Annotated in this window: 23 protein-coding genes; 5 read left to right on the forward strand and 18 right to left on the reverse strand. The window is 59.3% G+C overall.

Annotated elements, in window-relative coordinates; all coding sequences use genetic code 11:
• The first annotated feature begins 164 nt into the window (after nt 1-164).
• The gene (locus tag ACP90_RS19930) at nt 165-827 is read left to right on the forward strand and encodes an FAD-binding oxidoreductase (protein ID WP_062489587.1); all 663 of its coding nucleotides are present in this window, start codon (nt 165-167) and stop codon (nt 825-827) included.
• A 123-nt stretch (nt 828-950) separates the two neighbouring features.
• Here the strand turns inward: ACP90_RS19930 and ACP90_RS19935 are convergent, their stop codons facing one another.
• The 4 genes from ACP90_RS19935 to ACP90_RS19950 all read right to left on the reverse strand — a co-directional run bounded on the left by ACP90_RS19935 (nt 951) and on the right by ACP90_RS19950 (nt 3,952).
• Nucleotides 951-1,523, reverse strand: a complete 573-nt coding sequence (locus ACP90_RS19935; RefSeq protein WP_062489588.1) for a GNAT family N-acetyltransferase — start codon at nt 1,521-1,523, stop codon at nt 951-953.
• Nucleotides 1,520-2,077, reverse strand: a complete 558-nt coding sequence (locus tag ACP90_RS19940; protein ID WP_062489589.1) for an XRE family transcriptional regulator — start codon at nt 2,075-2,077, stop codon at nt 1,520-1,522. Before ACP90_RS19940 ends, ACP90_RS19935 begins: the two co-directional genes overlap by 4 nt.
• Before the next feature lie 92 nt (nt 2,078-2,169).
• A complete protein-coding gene (fabF, locus tag ACP90_RS19945) occupies nt 2,170-3,432 on the reverse strand; it encodes a beta-ketoacyl-ACP synthase II (RefSeq protein WP_023000045.1) in 1,263 nt (420 codons plus the stop codon).
• Between the two features lie 100 nt (nt 3,433-3,532).
• A complete protein-coding gene (locus tag ACP90_RS19950) occupies nt 3,533-3,952 on the reverse strand; it encodes a MarR family winged helix-turn-helix transcriptional regulator (RefSeq protein ID WP_023000044.1) in 420 nt (139 codons plus the stop codon).
• A gap of 142 nt (nt 3,953-4,094) precedes the next feature.
• Here ACP90_RS19950 and ACP90_RS19955 point away from each other — a divergent pair, with 142 nt between their 5' ends.
• Nucleotides 4,095-4,658 (forward strand): HdeD family acid-resistance protein, encoded by a 564-nt coding sequence (locus tag ACP90_RS19955; RefSeq protein WP_031268980.1) that lies wholly within the window; start codon nt 4,095-4,097, stop codon nt 4,656-4,658.
• Between the two features lie 256 nt (nt 4,659-4,914).
• Complete coding sequence (locus ACP90_RS19960; protein ID WP_062489590.1) at nt 4,915-6,033, forward strand: TauD/TfdA family dioxygenase; 1,119 nt, start codon at nt 4,915-4,917, stop codon at nt 6,031-6,033.
• Nucleotides 6,034-6,114: 81 nt separating this feature from the next.
• On the opposite strand, the gene ACP90_RS19965 is transcribed toward ACP90_RS19960, so the two are convergent.
• The 10 genes from ACP90_RS19965 to katG form a co-directional block, all read right to left on the reverse strand.
• Nucleotides 6,115-6,852, reverse strand: a complete 738-nt coding sequence (locus ACP90_RS19965; RefSeq protein WP_055658531.1) for an anti-sigma factor — start codon at nt 6,850-6,852, stop codon at nt 6,115-6,117.
• Complete coding sequence (locus ACP90_RS19970) at nt 6,849-7,397, reverse strand: sigma-70 family RNA polymerase sigma factor (protein WP_062489592.1); 549 nt, start codon at nt 7,395-7,397, stop codon at nt 6,849-6,851. Before ACP90_RS19970 ends, ACP90_RS19965 begins: the two co-directional genes overlap by 4 nt.
• Nucleotides 7,398-7,632: 235 nt before the next feature.
• Nucleotides 7,633-8,421, reverse strand: a complete 789-nt coding sequence (locus ACP90_RS19975) for a DUF4394 domain-containing protein (RefSeq protein ID WP_023000039.1) — start codon at nt 8,419-8,421, stop codon at nt 7,633-7,635.
• A 221-nt stretch (nt 8,422-8,642) separates the two neighbouring features.
• Nucleotides 8,643-9,347, reverse strand: coding sequence for a pseudouridine synthase (locus ACP90_RS19980; protein ID WP_055658527.1), 705 nt, complete (start codon nt 9,345-9,347; stop codon nt 8,643-8,645).
• Between the two features lies 1 nt (nt 9,348).
• A complete protein-coding gene (locus tag ACP90_RS19985) occupies nt 9,349-10,392 on the reverse strand; it encodes a class I SAM-dependent methyltransferase (protein ID WP_062489593.1) in 1,044 nt (347 codons plus the stop codon).
• 57 nt (nt 10,393-10,449) lie between these two features.
• Entirely contained in the window at nt 10,450-11,022 is a 573-nt protein-coding gene (locus ACP90_RS19990) for a GDYXXLXY domain-containing protein (RefSeq protein ID WP_062489595.1), read from the reverse strand.
• A complete protein-coding gene (locus tag ACP90_RS19995) occupies nt 11,019-12,380 on the reverse strand; it encodes a DUF2157 domain-containing protein (protein ID WP_062489598.1) in 1,362 nt (453 codons plus the stop codon). Before ACP90_RS19995 ends, ACP90_RS19990 begins: the two co-directional genes overlap by 4 nt.
• 425 nt (nt 12,381-12,805) lie before the next feature.
• Nucleotides 12,806-15,445: a DUF3141 domain-containing protein gene (locus tag ACP90_RS20000; RefSeq protein ID WP_062489600.1), complete on the reverse strand. Its 2,640-nt coding sequence runs from the start codon at nt 15,443-15,445 to the stop codon at nt 12,806-12,808.
• A gap of 9 nt (nt 15,446-15,454) precedes the next feature.
• Complete coding sequence (gene fabI, locus ACP90_RS20005) at nt 15,455-16,219, reverse strand: enoyl-ACP reductase FabI (RefSeq protein WP_062489602.1); 765 nt, start codon at nt 16,217-16,219, stop codon at nt 15,455-15,457.
• 275 nt (nt 16,220-16,494) lie between these two features.
• The gene (gene katG / locus ACP90_RS20010) at nt 16,495-18,666 is read right to left on the reverse strand and encodes a catalase/peroxidase HPI (protein WP_062489604.1); all 2,172 of its coding nucleotides are present in this window, start codon (nt 18,664-18,666) and stop codon (nt 16,495-16,497) included.
• 251 nt (nt 18,667-18,917) lie between these two features.
• Here katG and ACP90_RS20015 point away from each other — a divergent pair, with 251 nt between their 5' ends.
• Nucleotides 18,918-19,841, forward strand: a complete 924-nt coding sequence (locus tag ACP90_RS20015) for a LysR substrate-binding domain-containing protein (protein ID WP_062489606.1) — start codon at nt 18,918-18,920, stop codon at nt 19,839-19,841.
• Between the two features lie 20 nt (nt 19,842-19,861).
• Here the strand turns inward: ACP90_RS20015 and ACP90_RS20020 are convergent, their stop codons facing one another.
• The 3 genes from ACP90_RS20020 to ACP90_RS28450 all read right to left on the reverse strand — a co-directional run bounded on the left by ACP90_RS20020 (nt 19,862) and on the right by ACP90_RS28450 (nt 22,133).
• Nucleotides 19,862-21,040, reverse strand: coding sequence for an MFS transporter (locus ACP90_RS20020; RefSeq protein ID WP_062489608.1), 1,179 nt, complete (start codon nt 21,038-21,040; stop codon nt 19,862-19,864).
• Nucleotides 21,041-21,176: 136 nt separating this feature from the next.
• Complete coding sequence (locus ACP90_RS20025; protein WP_062489610.1) at nt 21,177-21,842, reverse strand: class I SAM-dependent methyltransferase; 666 nt, start codon at nt 21,840-21,842, stop codon at nt 21,177-21,179.
• Nucleotides 21,843-21,986: 144 nt separating this feature from the next.
• Nucleotides 21,987-22,133, reverse strand: a complete 147-nt coding sequence (locus tag ACP90_RS28450) for a hypothetical protein (protein WP_023000028.1) — start codon at nt 22,131-22,133, stop codon at nt 21,987-21,989.
• 85 nt (nt 22,134-22,218) lie between these two features.
• Here ACP90_RS28450 and ACP90_RS20030 point away from each other — a divergent pair, with 85 nt between their 5' ends.
• Complete coding sequence (locus tag ACP90_RS20030) at nt 22,219-23,124, forward strand: LysR family transcriptional regulator (RefSeq protein WP_062489612.1); 906 nt, start codon at nt 22,219-22,221, stop codon at nt 23,122-23,124.
• Between the two features lie 91 nt (nt 23,125-23,215).
• On the opposite strand, the gene ACP90_RS20035 is transcribed toward ACP90_RS20030, so the two are convergent.
• Nucleotides 23,216-24,850 carry a hypothetical protein gene (locus ACP90_RS20035; RefSeq protein ID WP_062489613.1) on the reverse strand — a complete coding sequence of 545 codons (1,635 nt, stop codon included), beginning with the start codon at nt 24,848-24,850 and terminating at the stop codon, nt 23,216-23,218.
• Nucleotides 24,851-25,033: the final 183 nt, after the last annotated feature.

Consider the following 25,033-nt stretch of genomic DNA (forward strand, 5'->3'; position numbering starts at 1 on the left):
CTCTGCGCTCCGGCACCACGATCACATGGTCTCGGGAGCACTGGGCACCTCACCGGGCACATTGCACCAAATCGGACCTATGGCACCCAGCCGGGACACCGTGTTCTGGCGGAACCTGCCGCCACCTGCCGCGTTTCCTTTTCGAGAAAGAAGGAGACGCACAGATGCACAAGGCGACCATTCTCAAGATCGACCAGGTCACTCACGATGTGAAACGCTTCCGTCTTGTCGAGCCTGAAGGGTTCGACTTCAAGGTCGGTGACGCGACAGAGATTGCGCTCGATGAAGACGGCTGGCGGGACGAGACTCGCCCCTTCACCATGACGTCCTTGCCCGAAGAGCGAACTCTCGAATTCACCATCAAGGGATACCCCGATCATGACGGGGTTACGGAACGCCTTCACAAGCTGAAGGAGGGCGACCACGTGCTGATCGCCGATCCGTTCAAGACCTTCCGCTATGACGAGCCGGGTGTGTTCATTGCCGGCGGCGCCGGCATCACGCCGTTCCTTGCGATATTCCGGGACCTGGAGAAGAAGGGAAAGCTGAACGGCAACCAGCTGATCTTTGCCAACAAGACCTCGGAGGATATTATCTACCGCAAGGAACTGGAGGCTATGGACGGCCTGAAGATCGATCACGTTCTGTCAGACGAAGACACGGCCGGCAGCCACCACGGCATGATCGACGCGGACATGATCAAGGAATTCGTGCCTGATCTGGACCGTCACTTCTACCTTTGCGGACCGCCGCCCATGATGGAGGCGGTTCAGGAAGTGCTCGAGGAACTTGGCGTCAAGGCGGACTCCGTGGAGTTCAGCGACTAACGCAGGCGTGGGGGTCTGCTTCCTCAGCTGAGCCACCCTGGCGACTGACAAACCAGGCAAAGCCCAGCGGAGACCCGAGCCTCGGGCCTCCGCCGCCTGTACTGCGGAGCAAATCGCTTCCCCTCACCGCAAATCCTTGAAGAACACGGTTGTCGCGTCCAGATGGCCGTGGCTGTTATAGGCGTAGTCCGGAATGACGCCGACCTTCTGGTATCCGCAAGTCGGGTAGAGCTTTTCCGCCCTATCTCCGGTGACCGTATCCAGCACCAGCATCCAGCGGTTCTCGGAACGGGCAAGGCCATCGATGGCCGACATGAGCTTTCTGGCAAGTCCCTTGCGCCGATGTTCCGGATGAACCATCAGCTTGGCGACGTCCGCCCGATGGGGCTGGTTGTCGGCTCCTGCCTTCACAAGCATCACCACGCCCGCAATGTCCGCCCCTTGACGCGTGGCAAGCAGAAATGCCTCCCCACTTTCGATGGCGGGCAGCTTGCTCGCCCAGAAGGCTTCCGCCTTGTCCTGCGGCATCGGCAACAGGAAGCCGATCCCGGCACCATCTTCGACACATGCTTTCAGAAGCTGCCCCAGGGCGGGAAGCGACCTGCGCACCTCATCTGCGGACATCAGATCGACGGGAGCTTCAGGCGTGAACGGCCGGACTTGCAGACGTCCGGTTTCGGTAACGGGAAGTGTCATGGCGTGATCACCGTCAGGAAATAGCGTGCCGGAACCGTTCCAGACGCGTGGTAACTGTTGGGGGCGTTGAGACGGAACCGCAGGGCATCACCAGGCTCCAGGTCGTAGACATCCGGGCCGATGACCATCCGCAGGTTCCCCTCCAGAAGCACAAGTTGATGCTCCAGATCCGGAACCGGCGGAGCGGCATAGGCAACGGTGGCACCCGGGGGAATGCAACCTTCGATCATGGCCCCGCGATACCCGCTTGCTGCCGGCGTCAATGTGCGGCGGACATAGCCTGTCTCCGGGTCCGTCCAGACGGCCTGCACGTCCCGAGGAACAAGGCGCTCGATCGTAGCGGAGGCTGCTCCGAATAGTTCGGCCATTGAGAGGCCGAATGCCGCGGCAAGTTTTCCGAGAAAGCTTGCGGTCGGGCTGGTATCCCCGCGCTCGATCCGCGACAGGGTGGCCCGGCTGATACCGGTGCGTTCGGCCAGATCTTCCAGTGGCCAGTTTCTGGCCCGTCGCAGCTCGGTCAGCCGCCGGGCAAGATCTTGATCAAGGTTTGACATCAAAAAATCCCATAAATGAGAAATTTCTCATATATGGGATTCTTGATTTTAAAAAGCTCAAAGAATGAGCAGTGTCTGACGGTCGTTTAGATTCACACCTTCGAGAACACCGCGCTGGCGTTCACACCGCCGAAACCAAAGCCATTGGTGAGGATGTGGTTGACGTCACGAGCAATGGCCTTGCCGGGGATCATTTCAAACCGGCTCATGGCCTCGTCGGCCGCTTCCAGATTGCGGGAAGGCGGCAGCAGACCGCTCATCAGTGCCTTGACGCAAGCGATTGCCTCCACGGCTCCGGCGGCCCCCAGCAGGTGGCCGAACATCGACTTTGACGACGACACTGCAAGGTCCTTGCCACGGTTTTCGAAAAGCGTTGTCAGTGCAGCAATTTCGGCAGCATCGCCGACAGGTGTCGATGTGGAGTGCGCATTGACGTAACCGATTTCACCGGGCGAGAGATTGGCCGTCGACAGGGCCTGCCGCATTGCCCGCAGACCGCCCTCACCGTCCGGCGAAGACGCGGTAACGTGATAGGCGTCGGCACTGGTGCCGTAACCGGCCAACTCGGCCAGGATCGTCGCACCACGGGCGGTGGCATGGTCATGGTCTTCCAGGATCAGGATGCCAGCGCCTTCGCCCATGATGAATCCGTCACGGTCCTGGTCAAATGGCCGGGACGCATGGGCCGGATCGCCATTGCGTTTGGAGGACATGGCCTTCGCGGCACAGAACCCGGCGTAGGAAACCTTGTCGATACAGGCTTCTGACCCGCCTGCCACCATCACGTCGGCTTCTCCCGAACGGATAATACGGGCGGCATCGCCAAGGGCCTGAAGGCTGGCGGCACAGGCAGTTACCGGCGCGCCAATCGGCCCCTTTAGGCCATGTCGGATGGAGACTTGCCCGGCAGCCAGGTTGGCCAGGAACGACGGCACCAGAAAAGGCGACGCGCGGCGGGGACCTTTTTCGTCCACCAGCCGCGTACCGGCGGTCATGGCCGGAAACCCGCCAACCCCGGTCGCGATGATCGTGCCTGTGCGCTCCTTGTCCCTGTCGGACTTCGGCTCCCAACCCGCATGGGCCAGCGCTTCCTGAACCGCCCCCATGGCAAAATGGATGAACCGGTCAGAGCGGCGCTGTTCGCGCGGATCCATCACTGCATCGACATCAAAGCCATGCTCGTCTTCTGCTTTGGAAGGAACCTCGCCTGCAATCTGGCAAGCCAGCTCCCCTGCATCGAAGTGGGTGATCTGGCGGATGCCGTTGCTCCCGTCTTTCACCCGGTTCCAGAAGGCATCTACCCCGGTGCCCAGCGGGGAAACGATCCCCAGTCCCGTCACGACCACACGTCGCATGTCTTACCTCACATTGGTTTGCCAGCGCCCCCGCCCCGGCAGTTAAGATGTGTCGAGGCGGTTTGCCAGTCCGCCCGAAATGGAAATTCTTTTTGCCCGGCTATAGCTCCGAGAGCCGTTTCAGGGTGTCGATGGCACGCAGAAATTCATCGCTGCCGAGATGTCCCTTCACGTCTGCCTGGGCCTGCCGCCACAACGGGACGGCAGTATCAAGAAGCTCCGCACCCTTCGGGGTCAGCCGATACTGTTTGCTGCGGCCGTCCCGGACGGGTTGCGATGCGACCAGCCCCTTGCGCTCCAGAAGAGCGACATTGCGCACCAGCGTCGTACGTTCCATGGACAGCCGCTTGGCCAGTGCTGCCGTCGTCACGCCTTCGTATTTCCGGATCGAGACAAGAACGGAGAACTGACCGGCCGTCATGCCAACCTGCCGCGCCAGCTTGTCGTAGTGTCGGCTGACGGCACGTGCGGCCTTGCGCGCGTTGTCGAGAACGCAGAGCGAGAAATCGTCTTCTTCCATGCGGGCTTTGTGTGCATATACACATCAAAAGTCAAGTCACAGTCGAACGATCCCCTTCCCGGGCAATTTGTCATCAGGATATTGCGTTTATTTGCAAAGGGGTTACGGTCAACAACGGCAACCGGAGCGTGAGGAGGTCAAAATGACAGATGCTGTTCAGGCCGTAGAGAATATGAGAAGAAAGATCCAGGACAACTGGGGCTGGTTTCTGGCGCTCGGCATTGCGCTGGTCATAGGTGGCATCATCCTGATCGCCGCTCCCCTGGCAACGTCGATTGCCGTGACGATCCTGATCGCGGCCGTGCTATTCGTCGGCGGCCTGGTTCAGATCTACAATTCCTTCAAGACTCATGGTACCGCCAGTTTCCTCTGGAACCTGATCACCGGCATTATCGCTGTCATCGGCGGGATCGTGATTTATGTGAACCCGCTCGCGGGAACCATCGCGCTGACACTGGTGATTGCCGCCATCTTCGTGGCGCAGGGCATCAGCCAGATCCTGCTGGCCTTCAAACTGAAGCCGCATGACGGCTGGGTCTGGGTGCTGATCGCAGGGCTCGTATCCCTTGTGGCCGGTGCCATGATCTGGCTGGAGCTGCCGAGTTCGGCCGCCTGGGCGCTTGGCCTTCTGGCCGGCATTTCGGTGCTGATCAACGGCTGGAGCTACATCGCCATTGCCCTTGCAGCCAAGGCATCCAAGAACTGAACCTGAAATTATTTGAGATGACTGGCACCCGGCAGAATTTCATTTGCCGGGTGCTTTTTTTGATGTAGCGTTTTTCAGGTTCAACAGCAGGCATCACCTGCGTTCAGGCTGTTCCGTGGATGGTTTCTGTTCTCGGCCGCAATGGCGGCAATCCGCACAACAAGGCCTATTGGTGGTGGCCGCCCCCCGCCGACCGTTGATGTATGCCGGCTCTTGCCGGCGTCTTTCCCCTCCAAGACATCAACGGATTTTCGAAATGACGAACGTGACCTTGCGCGGTGAAGACCGCATGATTTCTGTCGCCTGGACCGATGGCACCAGCACCGACTTTCCCTTCATCTGGCTTCACGACAACTGCCCGAGCGGGTTTCATCCGCAAACGCAGGAACGCCAGTTCGACCTGACCGGCATTGCGATGGATATTTCCATCGCGAAGGCGGAACAGGATGCGGATGAAATTATTCTTACCTGGTCCGGCGACGGCCATGTCAGCCGCTACAGGGCCGACTGGTTGTTCGATCACCGGCCAGGGGTCGGACTTGCCGATCCAGCCGAGATCGAACCTGCGCTGTGGCGCGGTGATCTTGTCCCGGAAAGCCTTCCGCGCGCGGCGGCCGCCGACTTGATGGTCAACGACGATCTCCTTCTCGCTTTCCTGATCGAAGCCAAGAAAACCGGCCTTGCTCTTGTCGACGGCATGGCTGACGACGTGGAGGCAGGTGTCGATGTCGCCCGCAGGATCGGTTTTCTTCGGGAGACCAATTTCGGCACGACATTTGAGGTCATTTCCAAACCGAACCCGAACAACCTGGCCTATACGTCCCATGCCCTTCCTTTGCATACGGACCTGGCCAATCAGGAATTGCCACCAGGCTTCCAGTTCCTGCATTGTCTTGCCAATGAAGCAGAAGGTGGCGGCTCGACCTTTTGTGACGGCTTCGCGATTGCGGACGATCTCGCCCGGCTTGATCCGGAGGCCTTCCGGCTCCTTGCCGAGACGCCGGTGCCCTTTCGCTTTCACGACGAGGACTACGACATCCGCCGCCATCACACGGTGATCGAACTCGATCTGTTCGCACGCGTGCAGGAACTCCATTTCAACGCCCATCTCGCCGGGATCTTCGATCTGCCGGCCGATCGAATGGAAGCTTATTACGGGGCGTATCGCACCTTGATGCAGATGACCCGATCAAGGAATTACGTCATCACCACACGGCTGAAAGGCGGAGAGATGGTGATCTTTGACAATCGGCGGGTCCTGCATGGCCGAGCCGCTTTCGACCCTGGCACCGGGTTCCGCCATCTGCGCGGCTGTTATGTCGACCGCGGCGAATTCGACAGCCGCATACGAGTCCTCAGCCGAAAAAGAAATTAAGGGTCTCATAGTCAAGAGCGCCCGAACATGTCCGGGCGCTCTCCAGTTCTTTACACCTTCCGGTGCTTTTCACACCGATGATCAGCGAGGCTCCCTCGCAAGACCCTTGCCGAGGATGGGGCCGGTCGGCAACCCGGTTGGAGAGCCTCCCGGCTGTTCGAAGGTGATCTCATAAAGCTGGTCAGGCTTGGGAACCGGCAACCCGGCAGCTTGCAGGATCGTTTGTTTAGGCTCATCGAAGATGCCCAGGGAAACCGGCGGCCCATCCGGATCCGGTTTGGTCCAGAGCTGAAGGATCGTGCCTGCCGGGACATCGGTCTGCCCCAGAAGCGTGACCTGTGTCGCGTTGTTCTCAGCCCCTTCGATCATCGCAACAGGCTGCCCGGCATCGTTGACAAGCACGGCAATTACCTGCGGTTCAACCGTCGTCATGAGGTTCCAGACAAGCGCGATGGCAAGTACGAGGCTCGCCGCCAGGCTGGCTGCCGCCGTCCACATCATTGGCCTGCTGCGCTTTTCTCTCTCGGACTTGAGATCCACCGGCGCTTCAACACGACTGTCTTTCGTCTCGGGAGCGGCCATACTCTCTTCCACCGCGTCCAGACGCCTTTCAACGCGATGCCAAAGGCTCTCCGGCACGGCTTCACGGGGCGTCGCGGCGTCCAGAGCGGCGAACCGCTGACGGGCAAGTTCCACGAGAACGGCCAATTCCGGCTCCTTCATCAGGCGATCTTCCACTTCGCGCTGTTCTTCTGGGTCGCACAGGCCAATGACGAATTCGTCGGCAAGTTCAGCAAGATTTCGGCGGGCCGTTCTCATGACATGCACTCCCGCAAGGAAGTCAGGCCACGGCGCACCCACGCCTTTACCGTTCCAAGGGGGGCCGACAGACGGCCGGCAATTTCACCATGGGTGTAGCCCCAGATATAGGACATCAGCACGGCACTGCGCTTTTCCGTTTCCAGTCGTCCGAGACAACGGCGCAACTCGCTGTCATGGCCCAGCATTTCCCACGCCTCGTTCAGTTCGCTGCCGTCGATCTGGCGTTCCAGCTTGTCGTCATCGGTTGCCGCTTCCCGGGCCCCGTCACGAAGCATGTTCAAGGTCCTGTTCCGCAGGACCGCGAAGATCCACGCGCGCCCGGATCCTTTCGCAGGATCAAATTGGGAGGCCTTGCGCCAGATCAGGACCAACGCATCCTGGAGCGCATCTTCAGCAAGGTCCTGCCGGCGCAACATGCGCTTGGCAATGCCCAGCATCTTGGGGCCTTCCAGTTCTAGGATCTGTCGCAGGGCCTGCCGGTCCTTGCGTGCACAGGCGGCCAGAAGGGCCGCGTGATCCACTTCGCTTACGCTTTCCGGCATATCCAGCACGTTGGTCTCACTTGTTCAATCTCACCAGGGCTCCTGACTGCTACGCATCAGAAGCGTTGCCGGACCAGTCGTACCGGTAAGGGACCGGAGCAGCCTGGGGTGGGTGGTCCAGGCTGCTCCGGCAATCGGCTTTGCGAACCAGGTGGGACGGGGCCGCAAAGCCCAGAGCATCCTTGTTCATTCAGCGGGCTGAAGATGCTCTGTCAGTATGAGTTTTGAGTGGGGCTCACATCGCGGTCATGAAGGTGATGTCGCGCAGCGGCCATTCCAGGCCACCCAGCTCCCAGCTGTCGGTCACCTTGCCGGTTTCCAGCGAAACGGTGTGCAGCCACGTGCCGGTTGCCAGCCAGGCCTTGTTGTTGCCTTCCGCGTCGGTGGCGACATCAAAGGCGTAGGTTTCGGCAGCGTCCACACCCAGTTTGCCAACGGCCGCAAGGGTGCCATCGTTCGGCGAAGTCTGACGGATGACGGCACCAATGGTCGCGTCGATGTCGTACATCGCAGTCGTTTCCGGCTGGCCGTAGGAGTTGATGTAGGCGGCAGCAACGATGTTCGGCGCCTCACCCGCATGCATGTCCTTTTCCTCAAAGGCCAGGCTGCCGTCGACGGTCACCTTGCCGCTTTCGATATCAACCCGGTGGTTGGTCACACCGGTCATGAAGCGCAACTTGTTGGCCTTGGGGTTGAAGTCGACGATGACAGGCTGCCCGTCTTTCAGCGGCAGCATCTTGTCCATCTTGGAAATCACCGTTGCCGCACCGGTCTTCGGATCAATCTCGACGATTTCATGAGCGCCGCTGACGCCGATCAGCTGCCCCGTCGCCGGCCGCAGGTCAATGCCAAGCAGGCTGTCGACACCGGAAACTTCCATCGTGTCGGTGACCTTTCCGGAATTGCTATCGATGACCACCAGGGTCTTTTCACCGGCAAGACCGATCGCAGGGGTCGCGTGAGCAGCGCCAGCGGCAAGAACAAGGGCGGATGCTGTCAGAAGACTACGTGCAATAAGGGGCATTTCAGATCTCCGTCTTTCAAAGGCAGGAGGCATCGGATTGGCCTCACTTCCCCGAAACACGGCAGATCGAATTTTAGATGCAGCAGGGGAAAATCTTTTTTGGAATTTTTCAGAAATTGACGATCAGATAAAATATAAGCATCTGAATTTATTGAACTTAAAAGAGAAACCTCTCATCACAAAAAAATCCTGGTTCGCAGCAGAAACAGGAAACCGTGACCTCATCCGCCTTCGAAAATGCGTGTCTTTTCTTCTTCGGACAGCACTTTCCATTTGCCCTCTTCGAGACCTTCCAGACCGAGGCCGCCGATGTGGCTGCGGGTCAAGTCGGTGACATGATTGCCCGTTGCTGCAAACATGCGGCGTACTTGGTGATACCGGCCTTCATGCAGGGTCAGCCGGGCATGGGTTTCGTCCAGAACCTGAAGCTCCGCCGGCTTCAGCGGCTTGTCTTCACTTTCCAGCATCATGTCGCCGGAGGCAAACAGCGCGCCTTCGTCGCCCTTCATCGGGCGGTCGAGCGTCACTTCGTAAATCTTGGGAACTTCGGACTTCGGCGAGATGACGCGATGCAGGAATGTGCCGTCGTCGGTAAACAGCAAGGCACCGGACGTTTCCTTGTCCAGCCGACCGATGGTGGACAGAACCGGCTTGCGCATGCGGAACCTGTCCGGCAACAGGTCATAGACCAGCCGGCCCTGATCCTTGATGGAGCAGGTGTAGCCGAGCGGCTTGTTCATCAGGATCACCACCCCGTGTGCGGGGTCGAGCGGCTCATCGTCGAAGAGGATGTCCTCGTGAGCGGTCTTGGCATCCGCCTTCAAACGGCTGCCCTCGCGGTCTGTGAGCCACCCGTTGCGGATGGCGACCTGCATTTCCTTCCGGCTGCCATAGCCGAGATTGGCAAGGAGTTTTACAAGACGCATCTTACCGACCTCCCTTGCCTTTGACAGCCCGGATTACCTTGTAGCCACCTTCGTCGGCGAGCTGTTTCACATCGGCGAAGACTTCGCCCAGCGTGTGCTCGTAGGGAAGATGCCGGTTCGCGACCATGAAGAACTCGCCACCCGGCCGCAGTCCGCGGGCAGCGGCGCGAATGAAGCCCTGACCGACGTCGGCGCGATCTGCCTTGCCGGCCTGATGGAACGGAGGGTTGGAGACGATGAAGTCGTAAGGTCCTTCGATGCCCTGGGTCACATCCGACCAGATGCCGTTCATCGTTCTAAGGCCCTTGAAGGCAGCCAGGTTCTGTTCGGCCAGATCCAGCGCACGCTTTTCCGCCTCGTAGAGATCCATCGAAGTGACCTTCGGAGCCTTCTCGAAAACGGCACGTGTCAGATAACCGAAGCCCGCTCCAAGATCAGCGCCTCTGCCCTTCAGAGTTGCCGGCACAAGGTCTGCCAGAAGTCTGGAGGCCGGGTCGATCCTGTCCCAGGCGAAGATGCCCGGCCGGCTGACGAATGCGCCGTCAAGCACGGTCCGCGGCGCATCGAGTACCAGCCATTCGTCGAGAAGTGCGGTGTTCAGGCTATCATCGGAAAGTTCACTCCAGACAACCCGGCACTTGTTCTTGGTCATTTTCTCGGCGCTGCCCAGAAGCTCCTGAAGATCGCTTTCCAGCGTCTTGGCACCTTCGGTGTTGGGCGCGCAGGCAATCACGGTTCCACCCGGCCGTGTCTTTGAAACCGCACGGGCAAGCTGTGCCCTTGCTTCCTGCCGTTGACGACCAGGAAGAACGAGAACAGCGTCGAAGCTTTTGTCTTCCGTCTCCGCGTCTACCTTCAGCCCTGCCTTTTGCAGCGCATCCCGGTCTGGTGCGAAACTCTGTTCGCAAACAAGATCTGCGTCCACAAGCGCTGCAAGCGAACGTCCTGTCCTTGCGCGCAGGAACAGGACGCGGCTCTTGTCGGCAAGCTCGACAGCCCCGGTTTCAAGAGGCAAGACGAGTGTATCGAGCGCGGGATCGGACATGGCGGTCTTTCAGACGGGTTTCAGCTGACGCGCTCATACCGCCAGAATGGCCGAAGGTCAAAAGATCGCATCAGACCGGAAAGCTTTTCCGTCCACCAGCAGGTTTACGGGCAGCGACCGGCCGTCTTCGGTCAACGAGATTTCAAGAAGAATGCGCGATGTGTCCATGCGTTCGATTTCAAGTCCCTCGCCCTCGGGCAGGAAGAAGGCATCGATACCGTAGTCCACCCGTATTTCGTCACCAAGAACGGAGCGAACGGTACCGGCGATCGCCAGATCACCGGCGTCAGCTCTTTCCTTCGCAATCAGGACCGGCACGGCAGCGCCCGTTCCTTCTGACTTCAGACCGACGAAGATGCTGTCTCCCGACTGGACCTTGTCAGCACCGGGCACCGTCCTGGAAATGGTGCCGATCGCAAGATTGATCACTACATAGTCGCCACGGAGCAGGTCTCTCGGGTCAACCGGCACCACGGCAAGCGAAACAGCGCTTCCGCTGTGTTGCACGTCCAGCCGGTCGAACAACGGGATTGAGATGAGGCCAAGCTGGATCAGGGCCAGAAGTCCCCAAAGCAGCCATGGGGCGCGGGACTGCGGTTTTGAAACGGGAGTTGCAGTTGCCGTGGTCATTCCTGAACCTCCCCGGTGACGTCACCTTGTTCCGGCGTCCGGCCACCGCGCCTCATCAGACGTGCCAGCCAAAGGGCCATTGCCAACAGCAGAACTCCTGCCACCAGGAAGAACAGCGACTGCCCCAGCAAACTGCCGATGGTGACCTGAAGCAGCCAGAGCGCGACCGCAGTCAGGCCGAAATAGGCACAAAGCATCCAGAACCTGTTGTTATACCATGTCCCCAGTGCGCACAGACCGATCAGTGCGGCCAGAACAAAGGCTGCCAGAACGAGAACGTTGGCCGTCAGAACCGGCATCAGCACGGCCACGAGCGCCAAGCCGGTTGCCCCGAAGAGCGCCCCCGACTTCACGGTCTTGTAGGATAGCAGCAGGCCTGTCACCAAGAGAGCCAGAGCGACGGCCAACGGCACCATGGCAGGGAGCGTTGCAAGGCCGCCCAAGGACGGTTCATCCGCAACCTCGGGAACAAACACGAGCGCCAGGACGACCAGCACCGACAAGACCAGAATACCGACATCCTGAAGGGACCTTGCCATCAGCCAATGCCCGTGACTGCGCGTCGGCCGGTCGCTTGACCACTTCACGAAAAGATCAGCAACGGGATCGAGCAACATCATCGCGGCCGCCATACCACCGGTTCCGGCTAGGAACATTGCAGTGATGAAATCATCGCTGGAGCTCATCAGTTCCGCTGTTTCGCCAAACCAGCGGCCATAGGTTACCCAGAGCAGCGAAATCGCGGCCCAGCGCGAAAGCCGTGCGGGATGGATGACCGGATGTGCAAACACAGCGACAAGAAGGAGAAGCCCGATCAGATCTTCCATCAACGGTGCCGAACCGAATTCGGACCGCATGACCTGCCAGGTTATGGCAGCACCGGCAGCGACGATCAGGGATGTTTTCGAACCGGTGAGCCACGCGGCAGCCAATGCACCGAGACAGACAAGGAAAGCGCCACCGGGCCAGTCGGCGGGCAAGTGGAAGATCTGTCCGACCAGCGCCATGCCACCGAGAAAAACCAGCGTGGCAAAGCCAGTGGCAAGATCCGCGACACCCTTGCGCCCTCTTGTTGCAGCAAAGGCCGCAAGACCGTTGCTCGCAACGACAAGCAGTGCAATGCCGACGAGCTTCACGGACTTCGGGATAGCTCCCCAGTTTGCCGCAATGAACGCCAGCAGCGCCAAAGCCACGCAGACCATTCCGATTCCGGCAAGGGCCATGGGCAGGCGTGAACGACCGTCGTCCTGATCCTGCTCCTTCAATATGGCCGTTGCACCGGCAGAACTCACCCAGCCCTTCTCGACCCAAAGTTCCAGGTCGTCCTTCAAGCGTTTCCTATAGGCCCAGTCGAACATGCGGCTCCGCCAGTTTTCTCTTCATTGTTCTCTCGCAGCAGGGTTTTCCCTCACCCAGGTACACGGGTTTCCGAACCACGAGCGGCTCTGCTTCGGACAAGAAGTAGGCATTCGGGTGGCGAATAGGAAGTTTGTCTTTCGCCATCACGCGGGAGCGTAGCGAAAAATGCAATAAAAACAGAGTTCGAAATTCGGCAGCTCAAATTCCTGCCGGAAGCAGCGTTCCGGCACTTGTGAGCAGCACCGATCTTGCTATGCTTAACGGACAAATCCGGCGGTCGGGCATCGGCGCCACCTGTGCCGGATTGCCGGAAACATGTCTTAGCCTGCTAAGCGAAACACCGTTTCAGATCAGAGCCAAACTCCAAAAATAATTCCAGGGGGGCTCTGTGGGGGCGTCCGAGAGGCCCGGACGCCCCCTATTATTATTCAGCCGGTTCGTGCGGTTTTTTCGCACTGCTGCGTGATTTGCGTGGAGCCGTCGTCTTGCGCGCCGCTGCCTTTCGCGTTGTAGTCTTGCGAGGAGACGATTTGCTCGGCACTGCCGCAGCCGAAGCCGCCCTAACGGGAGCTGTCCGCGTTGGCGCCGACTTCGCGGGGGCCTTGCTCGCCGCCTCTTCCTGTGCCGCACGGGCATCTTCCTTGCCCGGCTCGACGACTACATCGGTCGCGGCAAGGGGATCTTCCGTGATGTCTCCCGAAACAGGCGGCAGGCCCAGCACCTTGTGGAACTGCTGCAGCGTTTCCAGTGTATGCGGCGTCATTTCGTCTATTGCGCCGGGAATGAACCGCACAACCTTGGCCGCAAGTTCCCTCTCTTCCGGGGTTTTCAGAAGCTTTGGCAAGGTTTCGATTGCCAGTTCGGGGGCAAATTCGACGATCAGCGTCTGTTCCTGAAGAATGAAACTGCGTTCGTCCGCATTGAGCGATTTGAACGGTTCGTCCTGTGTCAGGACACGGGCCGAGCGTTCCAGACGGTCGCGGCGAACATTGCCCCGGCTGTCGGCAAGCAGGATCAGCATACGGATTACCGCTTCGCAGAAACCACCTTCCTCGATATGCATCAGGGCTGCCTGGACCGGCGGCAAGCTGCGCAACTCATCCTTGCGCTTCAGCGTCCGGCCCGGTTGCTTGGTTCGGCCGAACCAGCGCATGTAGGGCGTGCCCCAGATGGAATAGAAGAGGTTCTCGTAGGCTGTGTCGCGCAAATCCCGGAAAAGATCCATGGACTGCTCGATCAAGGCTGCATTGACCTTTTCCAGTTCGACAAACGGATTGCCTGCAGCGGCCGGAGACCTTTCGTTCCTTGCACGTTCGGCAATACCGGGCAACCAGCCGAGAGCCGGATTGAGGCTGGAGAACAGCGCACGCTGCATTCTGAGCGGATGGCTCTTGCGACGCAGATCCGCGCTCTGCTCGGTGACGAAAGCCTGGACGAAAGGCCGTACGCAGACATCGTAGAATTCGGCCTGCTGCTCGGATGCACGGGCAACAGCGGCAAAGGGTATTTCATCGTCCCGGCCATCATCGATCTTCGTCAGGTCTTCCATCTTGCGCTCATGGAAGCTGACCGTGAATTCCCGCTCCAGCAGCGGGCCTTCATAGTCGTCGATGGTCATTTCGTAGAGGCCTGGCGCCAGCGCCTCGATTGTCTTCAGTGTCGAGGTGACTTCCGTGTGCTCCTTCTTCGCAATCTTGGAGGACACGAAAATGCCGAGATGGCCAACCTGTTCGTGGACCATATAAATGATCCGCTGGCCACGAATGGCGATTTCCCGCTCATCCGTGTAGGTGTCGATGATCCAGTTGAGGGCCTGCTGCGGCGGTGTGATGTTGTCGCCATAGCTGGCGAAAACGATGATCGGCGCACGAATATGCTTGATGTCGACGTTTCGGCCAGGCTCGAGCTGTGCCTCGTTCTTGGAAAGACGGTTGCCGACGAAGAGCTGCTCGACAATCCACTTCATCTCCGCTTCGTTCAGCAGGAAATACCCGCCCCACCAGCGTTCGAACTCCAGGAAACGCTTTGGCTCGGTGTCGACCTTGGCATAGAGATCGTAGTACTTGCCGAAGTAGTTCCGGGCCGGATTGAGCAGTTCGAAGTTCTGCACGATGTCGGCGCCATCGAAGATGCCGTGACCAAGGTCGGAGTAATACATCGCGTTCCAGGTCCCACCCAGGACGCCGGCATTGTAGCGCATCGGGTTTTCACCGACCCGGCCGGACCATGTGGACACAGGCGCCCCATTGAGGATGACCGGCCCGGTCAGATCCGGGTTCATGGCAGCCAGCAGCAGCGTCGCCCAGCCGCCCTGGCAATTCCCCGTCACCACCGGGTTCGGAGCTTCGGGGTGAAGCTCCATGACCTTGCGCACGAAGGCCGCCTCGGCATGGGTCACGTCCGCCAGTGTCTGGCCTTTCTCCGGCATCCGCTTGAAGGCAACGAAGTAGACCGGGTGACCGTCATGCAGGGCAACGCCCACTTGACTGTCCGGTTTGAAACCGCCGATCCCGGCTCCGTGTCCGGCCCGTGGATCGATGATGATATAGGGCCGTTTCCAGGGTTTCGGATCACGGCACGGCAGATCTGCGGGCGGAATGATTTTCAGCAGCATGTAACAGCTGGGGCGCGGCAGATCGGCACCATCCAGAACCACTTCATAGTCATAGATCAGGACAGGTGGACAGCCGGCCTCTTCGTGATCCAGGAAGATGTCACCGCGCTGACGAAGCGTGTCCATTGTGAGGACCATGCGCTGGGCCGCATCCTTCCAATAGTCTTCCCAGGCCTCGTATAATGACCCTTTTTCCTGCGCACCGCCCATGGCTTCCACGGCTTTGCCGAACTCGGAAATATTCGACTGCCAACGGGTCTTGTGATCGTCCGAGATCCGGGTCAGGTGCTTGGTCAGTCCCCTGCCCATCAGTTCCGCAAGGTTGGACAGCTCCGTCGCCTGGGCCTGCAGTGCCGTAAAACGCTCCGAAGGCCCCCAGGCGGTGGCATCATGCAGCGATTCCAGAAATTCGTTCTGGCCTTTTTCAAGCGCGTCAAAAATGTCCTTCATCAGGACCTCCTATCCAAGAATGCTGTAGCCACCGTCGATCGGGTGCACTGCCCCGGTGACGTTGAACGCCTCCCGGCTGGCAAGAAAGGCGGCATAGGCCCCGACATCGTCGATCGTGGCCAATTGGTGTGTCGGCGCGCGTTCAGCCGCGTCGTTCAGTAATGCGTCGAATTCGGCAATGCCCGATGCGGCACGGGTCTTGAGCGGACCTGGCGACAGCGCATGGACCGAGATCCCCTTCGATCCGAGCTCGGCTGCCGCGTAACGGGTGGCCGCTTCCAGCGCGGCCTTGACCGGGCCCATGACGCCATAGTTCTCGACGACCTTCTGCGCGCCCATGAAAGAGACTGTCATGCAGGTACCGCCATGGGGCATGAGCGGCTCGGCCCTTTTGATAAGCCGCAGGAAGGAGTGGACGGAAACGTCCATGGCCAGCGAAAAGCCGTCCGCGGAACAGTCGATCACACGGCCGTGCAGGTCTTCCTTTTTGGAGAAGGCGATGGAATGGAGCAAAGTGTCCAGACGTCCCCATTTGGCCTCAATCTCGGAAAACAGCCCGTCCATCTGCTCGGTATTACGCACGTCGAGCGGGGCAATGATTTCCGCATCGAGCTGTTCGGCCAGAGGCCGCACGTAGGCTTCGGCCCGCTCATTCAGATAAGTGATCGCCAGATCTGCTCCCTGCGCACGGAAGGCCTTGGCGCAGCCATAGGCAATGGACTGATCGTTGGCGACCCCGACAACAAGGGCCTTGTGGCCCGTCAAATCAAACATATGCGCACAGCTCCCGAAACCTTGGGCAGCCAGGACGGAGGGAAACCGGCCGACCACCACACTTTGCTGTCTCAAGCGCAACCTGAAACTGCTTCGCAGTGCAACATAAACCTTGTGACGGAACAATGACCTTTTCAAGGAGATAAGGGTTAGTGCTGATGAAAATGATCTGCTGCAGCGCAAAATCAGCACCGGAAGGAAAGCCCGCCCAATGAAAACGGCGCCCCGGGAAACCCCGGGGCGCCGCCATCTGTCTCAAATTGCAGATACCGTCCTTAGATCAGGTCGAACCGGTCTGCGTTCATGACCTTGGTCCAGGCTTCGACGAAGTCCTTCACGAACTTCTCGTTGTTGTCGTCCTGAGCGTAGACTTCCGCATAGGCCCGCAGGATGGAGTTGGAGCCGAAGACCAGGTCTGCGCTGGTTGCGGTCCACTTCAACGTGCCCAGCTGACGGTCGCGCACTTCGTAGGTACCGTCAGCAACCGGATGCCAGCTGTTGGCCATGTCGGTCAGGTTGACGAAGAAGTCCGTGGTCAGGGCACCTTCACGGTCGGTGAAGACACCATGCTTGGAACCACCGTAGTTAGTCCCCAGCACACGCAGGCCGCCCACCAGGACAGTCATTTCACGCGCGGTCAGGCCCAAGAGCTGTGCACGGTCGAGCATCATCTCTTCCGGGCTGACAACGTATTTCTTCTTCTGCCAGTTGCGGAAGCCGTCAGCGAGCGGCTCCAGAACTTCAAAGGACTCTGCATCCGTCTGTTCGGCGGTTGCGTCACCACGGCCCGGAGCGAACGGTACAGAGACGTTGAAGCCACCTGCCTTGATTGCCTGTTCCACACCAAGATTGCCGGCCAGAACAATGACATCGGCAACCGAAGCACCGGTTTCGGCAGCAATCGGCTCGAGCTTGGCCAGAACCTTGGCGAGGCGTGCCGGTTCATTGCCTTCCCAGTCCTTCTGTGGCGCGAGACGGATGCGCGCCCCATTGGCACCACCACGCTTGTCGGAGCCACGGAAGGTCCGGGCGCTGTCCCATGCGGTTGCGATCATCTCTGCAGCGGTCAAGCCACTGGCTGCGATTTTCGCTTTCACGGCGTCCACATCGTAGGAGGTGGAACCAGCCGGGATCGGATCCTGCCAGATCAGGTCTTCAGCCGGAACGTCCGGACCAAGGTAGTTGACCTTCGGGCCCATGTCGCGGTGGGTCAGCTTGAACCAGGCACGAGCGAAGCAATCGCGGAAATAGGCTTCGTCAGCCATGAACTTCCGGCAGATCTCGTTGTAGACCGGGTCCATCTTCATGCCCATGTCGGCATCGGTCATCATCGGGTTCCGGCGGATCGACGGATCAGATGCATCAACCGGCTTCTTGTCTTCCGGCATGTTGACCGGTTCCCACTGCCAGGCACCAGCCGGGGACTTGCGCAGTTCCCAGTCGTAGTTGAACAGGTAGTCGAAGTAGCCCATGTCAAACTGGATCGGGAATTGCGTCCAGGCACCTTCGATGCCGGAGGTGAACGCATTGGAAGCCTTGCCACCCTGTTCGGTGTTCGCCCAGCCGAAGCCCTGCGACTCGACGCCGGCGGCTTCCGGCTCGACACCAATTCCTTCAGCAGACCGGTTGCCGTGGGCCTTGCCGACGGTGTGGCCACCGCAAGTCAATGCCGCGGTTTCCTCGTCGTTCATCGCCATGCGCTTGAAGGTTTCGCGAACATGCGCTGCGGTTCTGACCGGGTCCGGCTGGCCATTCACGCCTTCCGGGTTGACGTAGATCAGGCCCATGTGGATCGCCGCAAGCGGATTCTCCAGGGAGGTCGCATCATCGGCGTTTTCAAAACGGTTCTCGACCGGTGCGAGCCATTCCTTTTCCGAGCCCCAGTAGACATCGGTTTCCGGACCCCAGATGTCTTCGCGGCCGAAACCGAAACCGAAGGTTTTGAAACCCATGGATTCGTAAGCCATGTTACCGGCCAGAATGATCAGGTCGGCCCAGGAAAGCGCGTTGCCGTACTTCTTCTTGACGGGCCACAGCAGACGGCGGGCCTTGTCCAGGCTGGCGTTGTCGGGCCAGGAGTTCAGCGGAGCGAACCGGATGTTGCCGGAGCCCGCGCCGCCGCGGCCGTCCTGCATGCGGTAGGAACCGGCAGAATGCCATGCCAGGCGGATCATCAGACCGCCGTAGTGACCCCAGTCAGCCGGCCACCAATCCTGGCTTTCGGTCATGAGCGCACGGACGTCGGCCTTGACTGCCTCGTGGTCGAGACCCTTCACGGCTTCACGGTAGTTAAAGTCGGGGTCCATCGGATTGGTGCGTGCACCGCGCTGGTGCAGGATGTCGAGGTTCAACGCATCCGGCCACCATTTCGTTACCGGCTTGTCCATCGCCGTGTTGCCGCCGTGCATTACAGGGCAACCGCCTGTCTTTTCCACCTTAGCGTCCATAACTCTCTCCACTGTCATCTGAAACGTTCGATTATTCGGGCCGCGTGAGACGCCCGTGATATCCGCAAGGCCCGTATGGGCCCGGGACAGATCGGTTTCCTCAAATCTCCCAAAATCTCCGCGCACAAAAATCAACCGGCATCGCAAGGGGTGTTTGCATGCCACCTGATCTCGTCTGTGCAGATTGACGCTAGCAAAGGCAATCGATCAGAGGAAGTTGAATTTTCTGATAAGTTCGATAAGTTATTCTTATGATCAATATCACCCTCAAACAGTTGCGCTATTTCGAGGCCCTCGCCCGGCACGGTCATTTCGGCAAGGCAGCCGAGGCCTGCGCCATTTCGCAGCCGGCGCTGTCCATGCAGATCAAGGAAATGGAGGAAGTGCTCGGCGCGAGCTTGTTCGAACGCGGGGCCAGACAAATCCGCCTGACACATTTTGGTGAAGTTGCCGCCGAGCGTGCCCGCGACATCCTGCGGGCCACCGAGGAGCTGGGTGACCTTGCCAGGGCATCACGCGAAAGGCTTGTCGGGCGGCTGCGCATCGGCGTCATTCCGACTGTCGCCCCCTATCTTCTGCCGAGCGTTGTCGGAGCATTGACCAGGAGCTATCCGGAGCTGGACATTCATGTGCGCGAGACAGTGACGCCGAACCTGATCGACGAGCTGGAAGAAGGTCGCCTCGACACGGCCATTGTAGCCTTGCCGGTTTCCGAAGGCACACTTGCCGAAACGGCCCTTTTCAGCGAGCGCTTCGTGCTGGTGCGCTCCGCACGGGAAGCCAACGCGCCAATGCCGAGCGCTGACAGCCTGCGCGAGATGCGGTTGCTTTTGCTGGAGGAAGGCCATTGTTTTCGCGATCAGGCCCTGTCCTTCTGCAACCTGCAATCCGGCCCGCCACGCGAAGTTCTGGACGCAAGTTCCCTTTCAACGCTGGTTCAGATGGTCAGTGCAGGGATGGGCGTCACCCTGATTCCGGAAATGGCAGTCCCCGTGGAGACCCGTTCGGCATCGGTTGCGATTTCGCGTTTTGAAGCCCCCGAGCCGACCCGGACAATCGGCATGGTCTGGCGTAGAAGGAGCCCGCTGGCAGGCCAGCTCACAGAGATCGCCGATATCGTCAGGCGGTCAGCAGAAGGACTGACGGCCTTGCGAGACCAGCCGGCTATCAGCTGATCGCAACCCCATGCCACGTGTTACGACTGCGTGGCGGCGCGCCGGAATGTCATGACGCCCAGCACTGCCATTGCGCCGGCAAGGCCAAGCAGGACGGCCCTTGCGTCGTCTCCAGCTGCGAAGATGGCAACGATGAGGCCCGCCAGCGGCTGCGACAGATTGTTGAGGCAGATGATCACGCCGGTTGTCTTGCCGAATTCCTCCGGCGGTATGATCTCCTTTCGCAAGGTGCGCACATAGATGTTGAACATCTTGTCGAACCCGGCAATCAGCAGGAAACCTGCCGCATAGATCAGCGGATGGGCTCCAAGGCCTGTCAGCACGGCCCCCGCGCAGATCAATCCGTAAGCCGTAACGCCGAGGGTCTTCAGGCTGAAGGCGACATGTGCGGTCAGCGTCAGGACGGCAAGTGTCGCCAAGGCTCCGCCGACCTGAAGCCAGGCGTAGACCTGTTCGCTTTGACTGAAGAAGCCCGTCATCATGGCGGCAGCCGTTGCCAGCGTCGCGCCAATGATCAGGTTGACGCCGGCGGCCTGCAGGATTGCCCGCGTCAGGCCCGGCAATGTCCAGACCAGCTTGAGCGCGTGATTGAGGTCCGCCACGGGATGGCGTGAAACACGCTTGCCTGGAGCGTCTTCCATTCGCGCCTGACCGGGCCAGAAGTGAAACGCAAGATCGGCCAACACAAACAGGACCGTTGCCAGCACGACCACTGCCTGCCAGGGCCAGAACGCCATGAGGTAGGCGGCGACCAACGGACCGAGCACGACGCCCATTTGCGAGGCGAGCTGTCCGTAACTCGCCACTTTTTCGAAACGCTGGTCGGAGAAGGCACGTACAAGCACCATTTCCAGCGCCAGCATGCCCTGCGTCGTGAAAATGCCGACGACGGCAGAAAGCCCGATCAGCCACCAGACCCCACCAAATGCAAGCTGACCGGCTATACCGACAATACAGGCCACAGCCCGCAAAATGCGGCTGACACGCAGCAGCAGGATCGGCGAGAACCGGTCACACAGAATGCCTGCGACTGGAAATGTCAGATAGCGCGGCAAGGTTTCGAAGAAGAAGGCAAGGCCGGACCAGGCGACATCGCCGGTTATCTGGAAGATCACCAGCGGCACCAGAAACAGGAGGATCTGGTCGGCCAGAACCGTCAGGAACATGGACGCGAAAAAGGCGCGGTCGCGGACGAGCATATTCAGCTTTCGAGGGAGCGAGAGTGGCGAGACAGATCACACCTAGCACTCAACAGCCCTCATCTGCAAGTCGCCGCAACGGGCCAATTCAATCGATTTAAGGAATATCAGGGACGCTTCTTTTCTGCGCGCCCCGTCAGAGTTTCCTTGCCACGACAAAGCGGCTGTAGGGTGCAGGATAGGTTCCTGTCTCGATGATTTCGAACCCTGCCGACCGGATGCTGTCTTCCAGTGTGTCGAAGGAAAAGAAACGGACAAAAGGTGCCTTGCCAACCAGTTGCATCAACTTGACGAGGGGAGCAAACAGCCACGCGCGCCTTTTCAGGCAAACGGTCTTGGAAATGTAAAGCCCACCCGGTTTCAGGAGATGATGAATACGGGACAGGGTGTCTTCGGCGTTTTCCACCAGATGCAGGAAGTTGAAGCCAAGGACGGCATCGTACCCGGCTTCACCTGGCTCGACCTTGTCGCTGAAGACATCGGCAACGGCAAACCTCAACCCTTGCGGATGATCTTTCGCGTCCGGTCCATCCTTCAATTTCGCCTGTGCAATCTCGATCATGCCGCTGGCGAAATCGGTCGCAAGATAAGACCTGACATTGCCGGCCAATAATAGTGCCGTCGATCCTGTGCCGCAGCCCAGTTCCAGAATACTGTCCTGCGGCCCCAGATGTTCCGTCGTACGCTCCAGCGTCTTTTCATATGCTTCCTGATTGCGGATTGGAGATGCAGCATATTTGCGCGCAGCCTTGCTCCAGAAACCGGCAGATGACGGCATTTCATTGGTCCATGTTGTCGCCATGGCGAATAGTCCATTTCTAACAGATAAGCGGGAACGGCAGTAACCGGTCGAACCTGGTCCGACTGCAAATATGACAGCCGGCACACAGTTATCCGTGCTTCGAAACAGATTCGAAGCACAGGCTGCTTGAAACTCCCGTACCCGCTATTTCTTCTTCTTGCGGCCGCCGCGCAGACCGATCTGATGAAGAATGTCGCGGCCGATATCGCGGCCGCCAGTGGGTGAAGCCAGGAACTCCAGAACCGAAAGAACGATGTTTGCCAATTGGATCATCAAAGATGACGGGCTCATTGGCGTCTCCTTTCGACAAGAAATCTACTTGCTTCAGAAATGAATGAGAATTGCCGAATTCTGGCTAGTTGATATACATATTTGCATGAACTGGCAGACCATCACATTCGACTGGAACCAGGCCCGTGCGTTCCTGGTAACGGCAGAGGAAGGGTCTCTCTCCGCAGCTGCCCGGGCACTCGGACTGACCCAACCCACGCTCAGCCGGCAGGTGGCAGCGCTTGAGCAGACACTTGGCGTGACCCTGTTCGAGCGTGTGTCGAAGAGCCTGATCCTCACGGAAGCCGGGATCGAACTGGCTGATCATGTGCGCGCCATGGGCGACGCGGCCAGCCGGATATCCCTTGCGGCATCCGGCAAATCACAGCAAGTCGAAGGACTGGTCACCGTTTCCACGACGGATCTGATGGCAGCTCATCTCTTGCCCGATATTTTGCGTGAGCTGCGCAAAAAGGCACCGGGCGTCGAAGTGAAAGTGCTTTGTACCAACAGCCTGAGCGACTTGCGCCGACGCGAAGCCGATATTGCCATTCGACATGTCGAACCCGACCATCCTGACCTTTATGCCCGCAAACTGCGCGCGGCCCCGGCCCGCATCTTCGGCGCCAGATCACTGGTTGAACAATTCGGCCGTCCCCTGACGAGAGACGATGCTCCAGATCTCGATTTTATCGGCTTCGACAACAACGAAGAGCTGGTCGGCTACCTGCGCGCCTTCGGTCTGAAGGTGACCGAGGCCAATATTCGCCTTGGCTCCCCCAGCGGTGTGGTCGCCTGGGAATTCGTCCGCCAGGGCCTCGGTCTGGCTATCATGGCGGATGAAATCGCTGCCCGGTTCCCCGAGATCGTTCCCGCATTTTCCGACATCGAACCGGTTTCGTTTCCAATCTGGCTGGTCACCCACCGCGAACTTCACACCAGCCAGAGGATCCGCGTAGTGTTCGATCATCTGGCGGAAGGTTTGCTGAAGGCAAAGCTCACCAAGATTTAGACGCCCGCTCCGGTTCCCGCCATTTGGCACAGGTATCCGGTCATTTTTTAGCGGCATCCAAAACCAGTCGTTGATCTGCCCGAACTCTTCTTTATGCGGCCTTCGCCCGGCAGAGGCAGCTTGCCCGGATCGGAATGTCCGCACGCGCGATGGCCTGGTCGAGCAGAAGCTTGACGTGCGGCAGTTCTATCTTCTCCGAGCGCCTTACCAGACATTCATGCAATCCGTGCAGCGCCCAGACATTGCGTGGATGCTGGCTCGGGCGCGGCAGCTTGCCGTCCAATCCGAGATCCGCGCGGTAGACCGGCTCGGCTTCCCCATACTTGCCGGCTTCCATCAGAAGTGCTCCCAACGCATGGCGCGTTGGCTGTGGCCAGGACCACGGCTCTTCGTATTGAAGCCCGTCGTCCAGGTCGACGGCAGTGCGAAGATGGGAAAGTCCTTCTTCCTTCCGTCCAGCCTTGAAAGCCACCTCACCCTTCATCATTTCTTCTGCAACGGCGAGAACATCCCTTGCGGTGTTGTTGAAGAGCATCCTGCTATCCGGCACCTGCGCATAAGCCGCGGTGAAATCCGCCATGGCGGACAGAGCTTCGTCATGACGGCCGAGGTTGGCCAGGGCGATGGCCTTCGCGTAGTAGATCAACGCATTGGTGGTGACATAGAGCTCCTTGTCCGCCGGCTGATCGAGCTCAAGGATTTCAGACCACATTCCGAACCGGATGTAGACATGCGGTGCGGCGGCCACGAAGGTTTCGAACACGTCCGGATACGATCGAACAACTTCGTCGGGCACCTCGTCGCGCAATCGCTCGACAGCCTCCACCGCGGCGGCTTTTCTGCCAAGAAACATGGCGCCGTAGAATGCGAAATGCAGATTGTGGATCCGGTACAGCGCATAGAAATTCGCCGGGCCAGCGTAAGCCTTGAACTTGTCGTCGACCTTGGCTGCCGCAAGATTGCGGTAGAGCACATTCTGATAGTCGCCGCACAAGACATCGATATGCGTTCCCATGTGCACAAGATGCCCGGCATCCGGAACGAGATCCTTCAGCCTGTCGCCATGGCGCAAAGCCCTTTCCGGGTGCGGCGACATTTCCATCAGGTGAATGTACATGTGCAAGAGCCCAGGATGATCCCAGGCGCCCGGCAACCTCTCAAATGCATGTTCCAGAACAGCCACGGCCTCGGTGGTGGAACCTTCAGGGTTCGGCACGCCCGTGTGGAAATCCCACAATTGCCAGGGCGTCCGGTTCATCAAGGCCTCTGCATAGATGCACGCGACATCCAGGTCTTCCCTGTTGGCTTCGTAAACGGGTTTCATCGCTTCCGCAAAGCCATCGTTGAAGGGCTGATAGTCTTCGATTTCCGGATCTGTGGGATAACGCGACGCCAGGGCCTCGATCAGCGCACGCTCCACCGGCCTGGCCTCCTTCAGCGCCTTTGCGGTGGCAAGCGCTGCATTTGCACGAGCCAGCGCAGGCCCCTTTTCCTCAGGCGTGAAGATTTCCCAGGCCTTGTTGTAATTCGGACCGACACCGTAAGCGATGCCCCAATGAGCCAACGCACAGGCCGGGTCGGCTGCCACCGCCTTTTCGAAACAGACAATCGCCTCTTCGTGATTATAGGCAAATAGCCAGACCAGACCGCGGTCAAACCAGACTTGCGCTTCCGGTATAGACGTCACGACACGCGTATAGCGGCCGAGATCAAAATACTCTGACATGATACATCCCCCCTGATACGCGGCACCAACCCGAGGATCGAGGCTGGCACGCCGAAAACGGCGGTTTCGAGCCGTCTCCAGATGACAGGCACTGGTGCCCAGAGGGTAGTTTGAAATTAAAAGTGACGTAAGGGCAACCGCAAAAGCGCTTCAAGTTTGCTCTGGCGCCGTGCAGACCAATTA

The sequence above is a fragment of the Labrenzia sp. CP4 genome, assembly GCF_001579905.1.
Taxonomy (GTDB): Bacteria; Pseudomonadota; Alphaproteobacteria; order Rhizobiales; family Stappiaceae; genus Roseibium; species Roseibium algicola.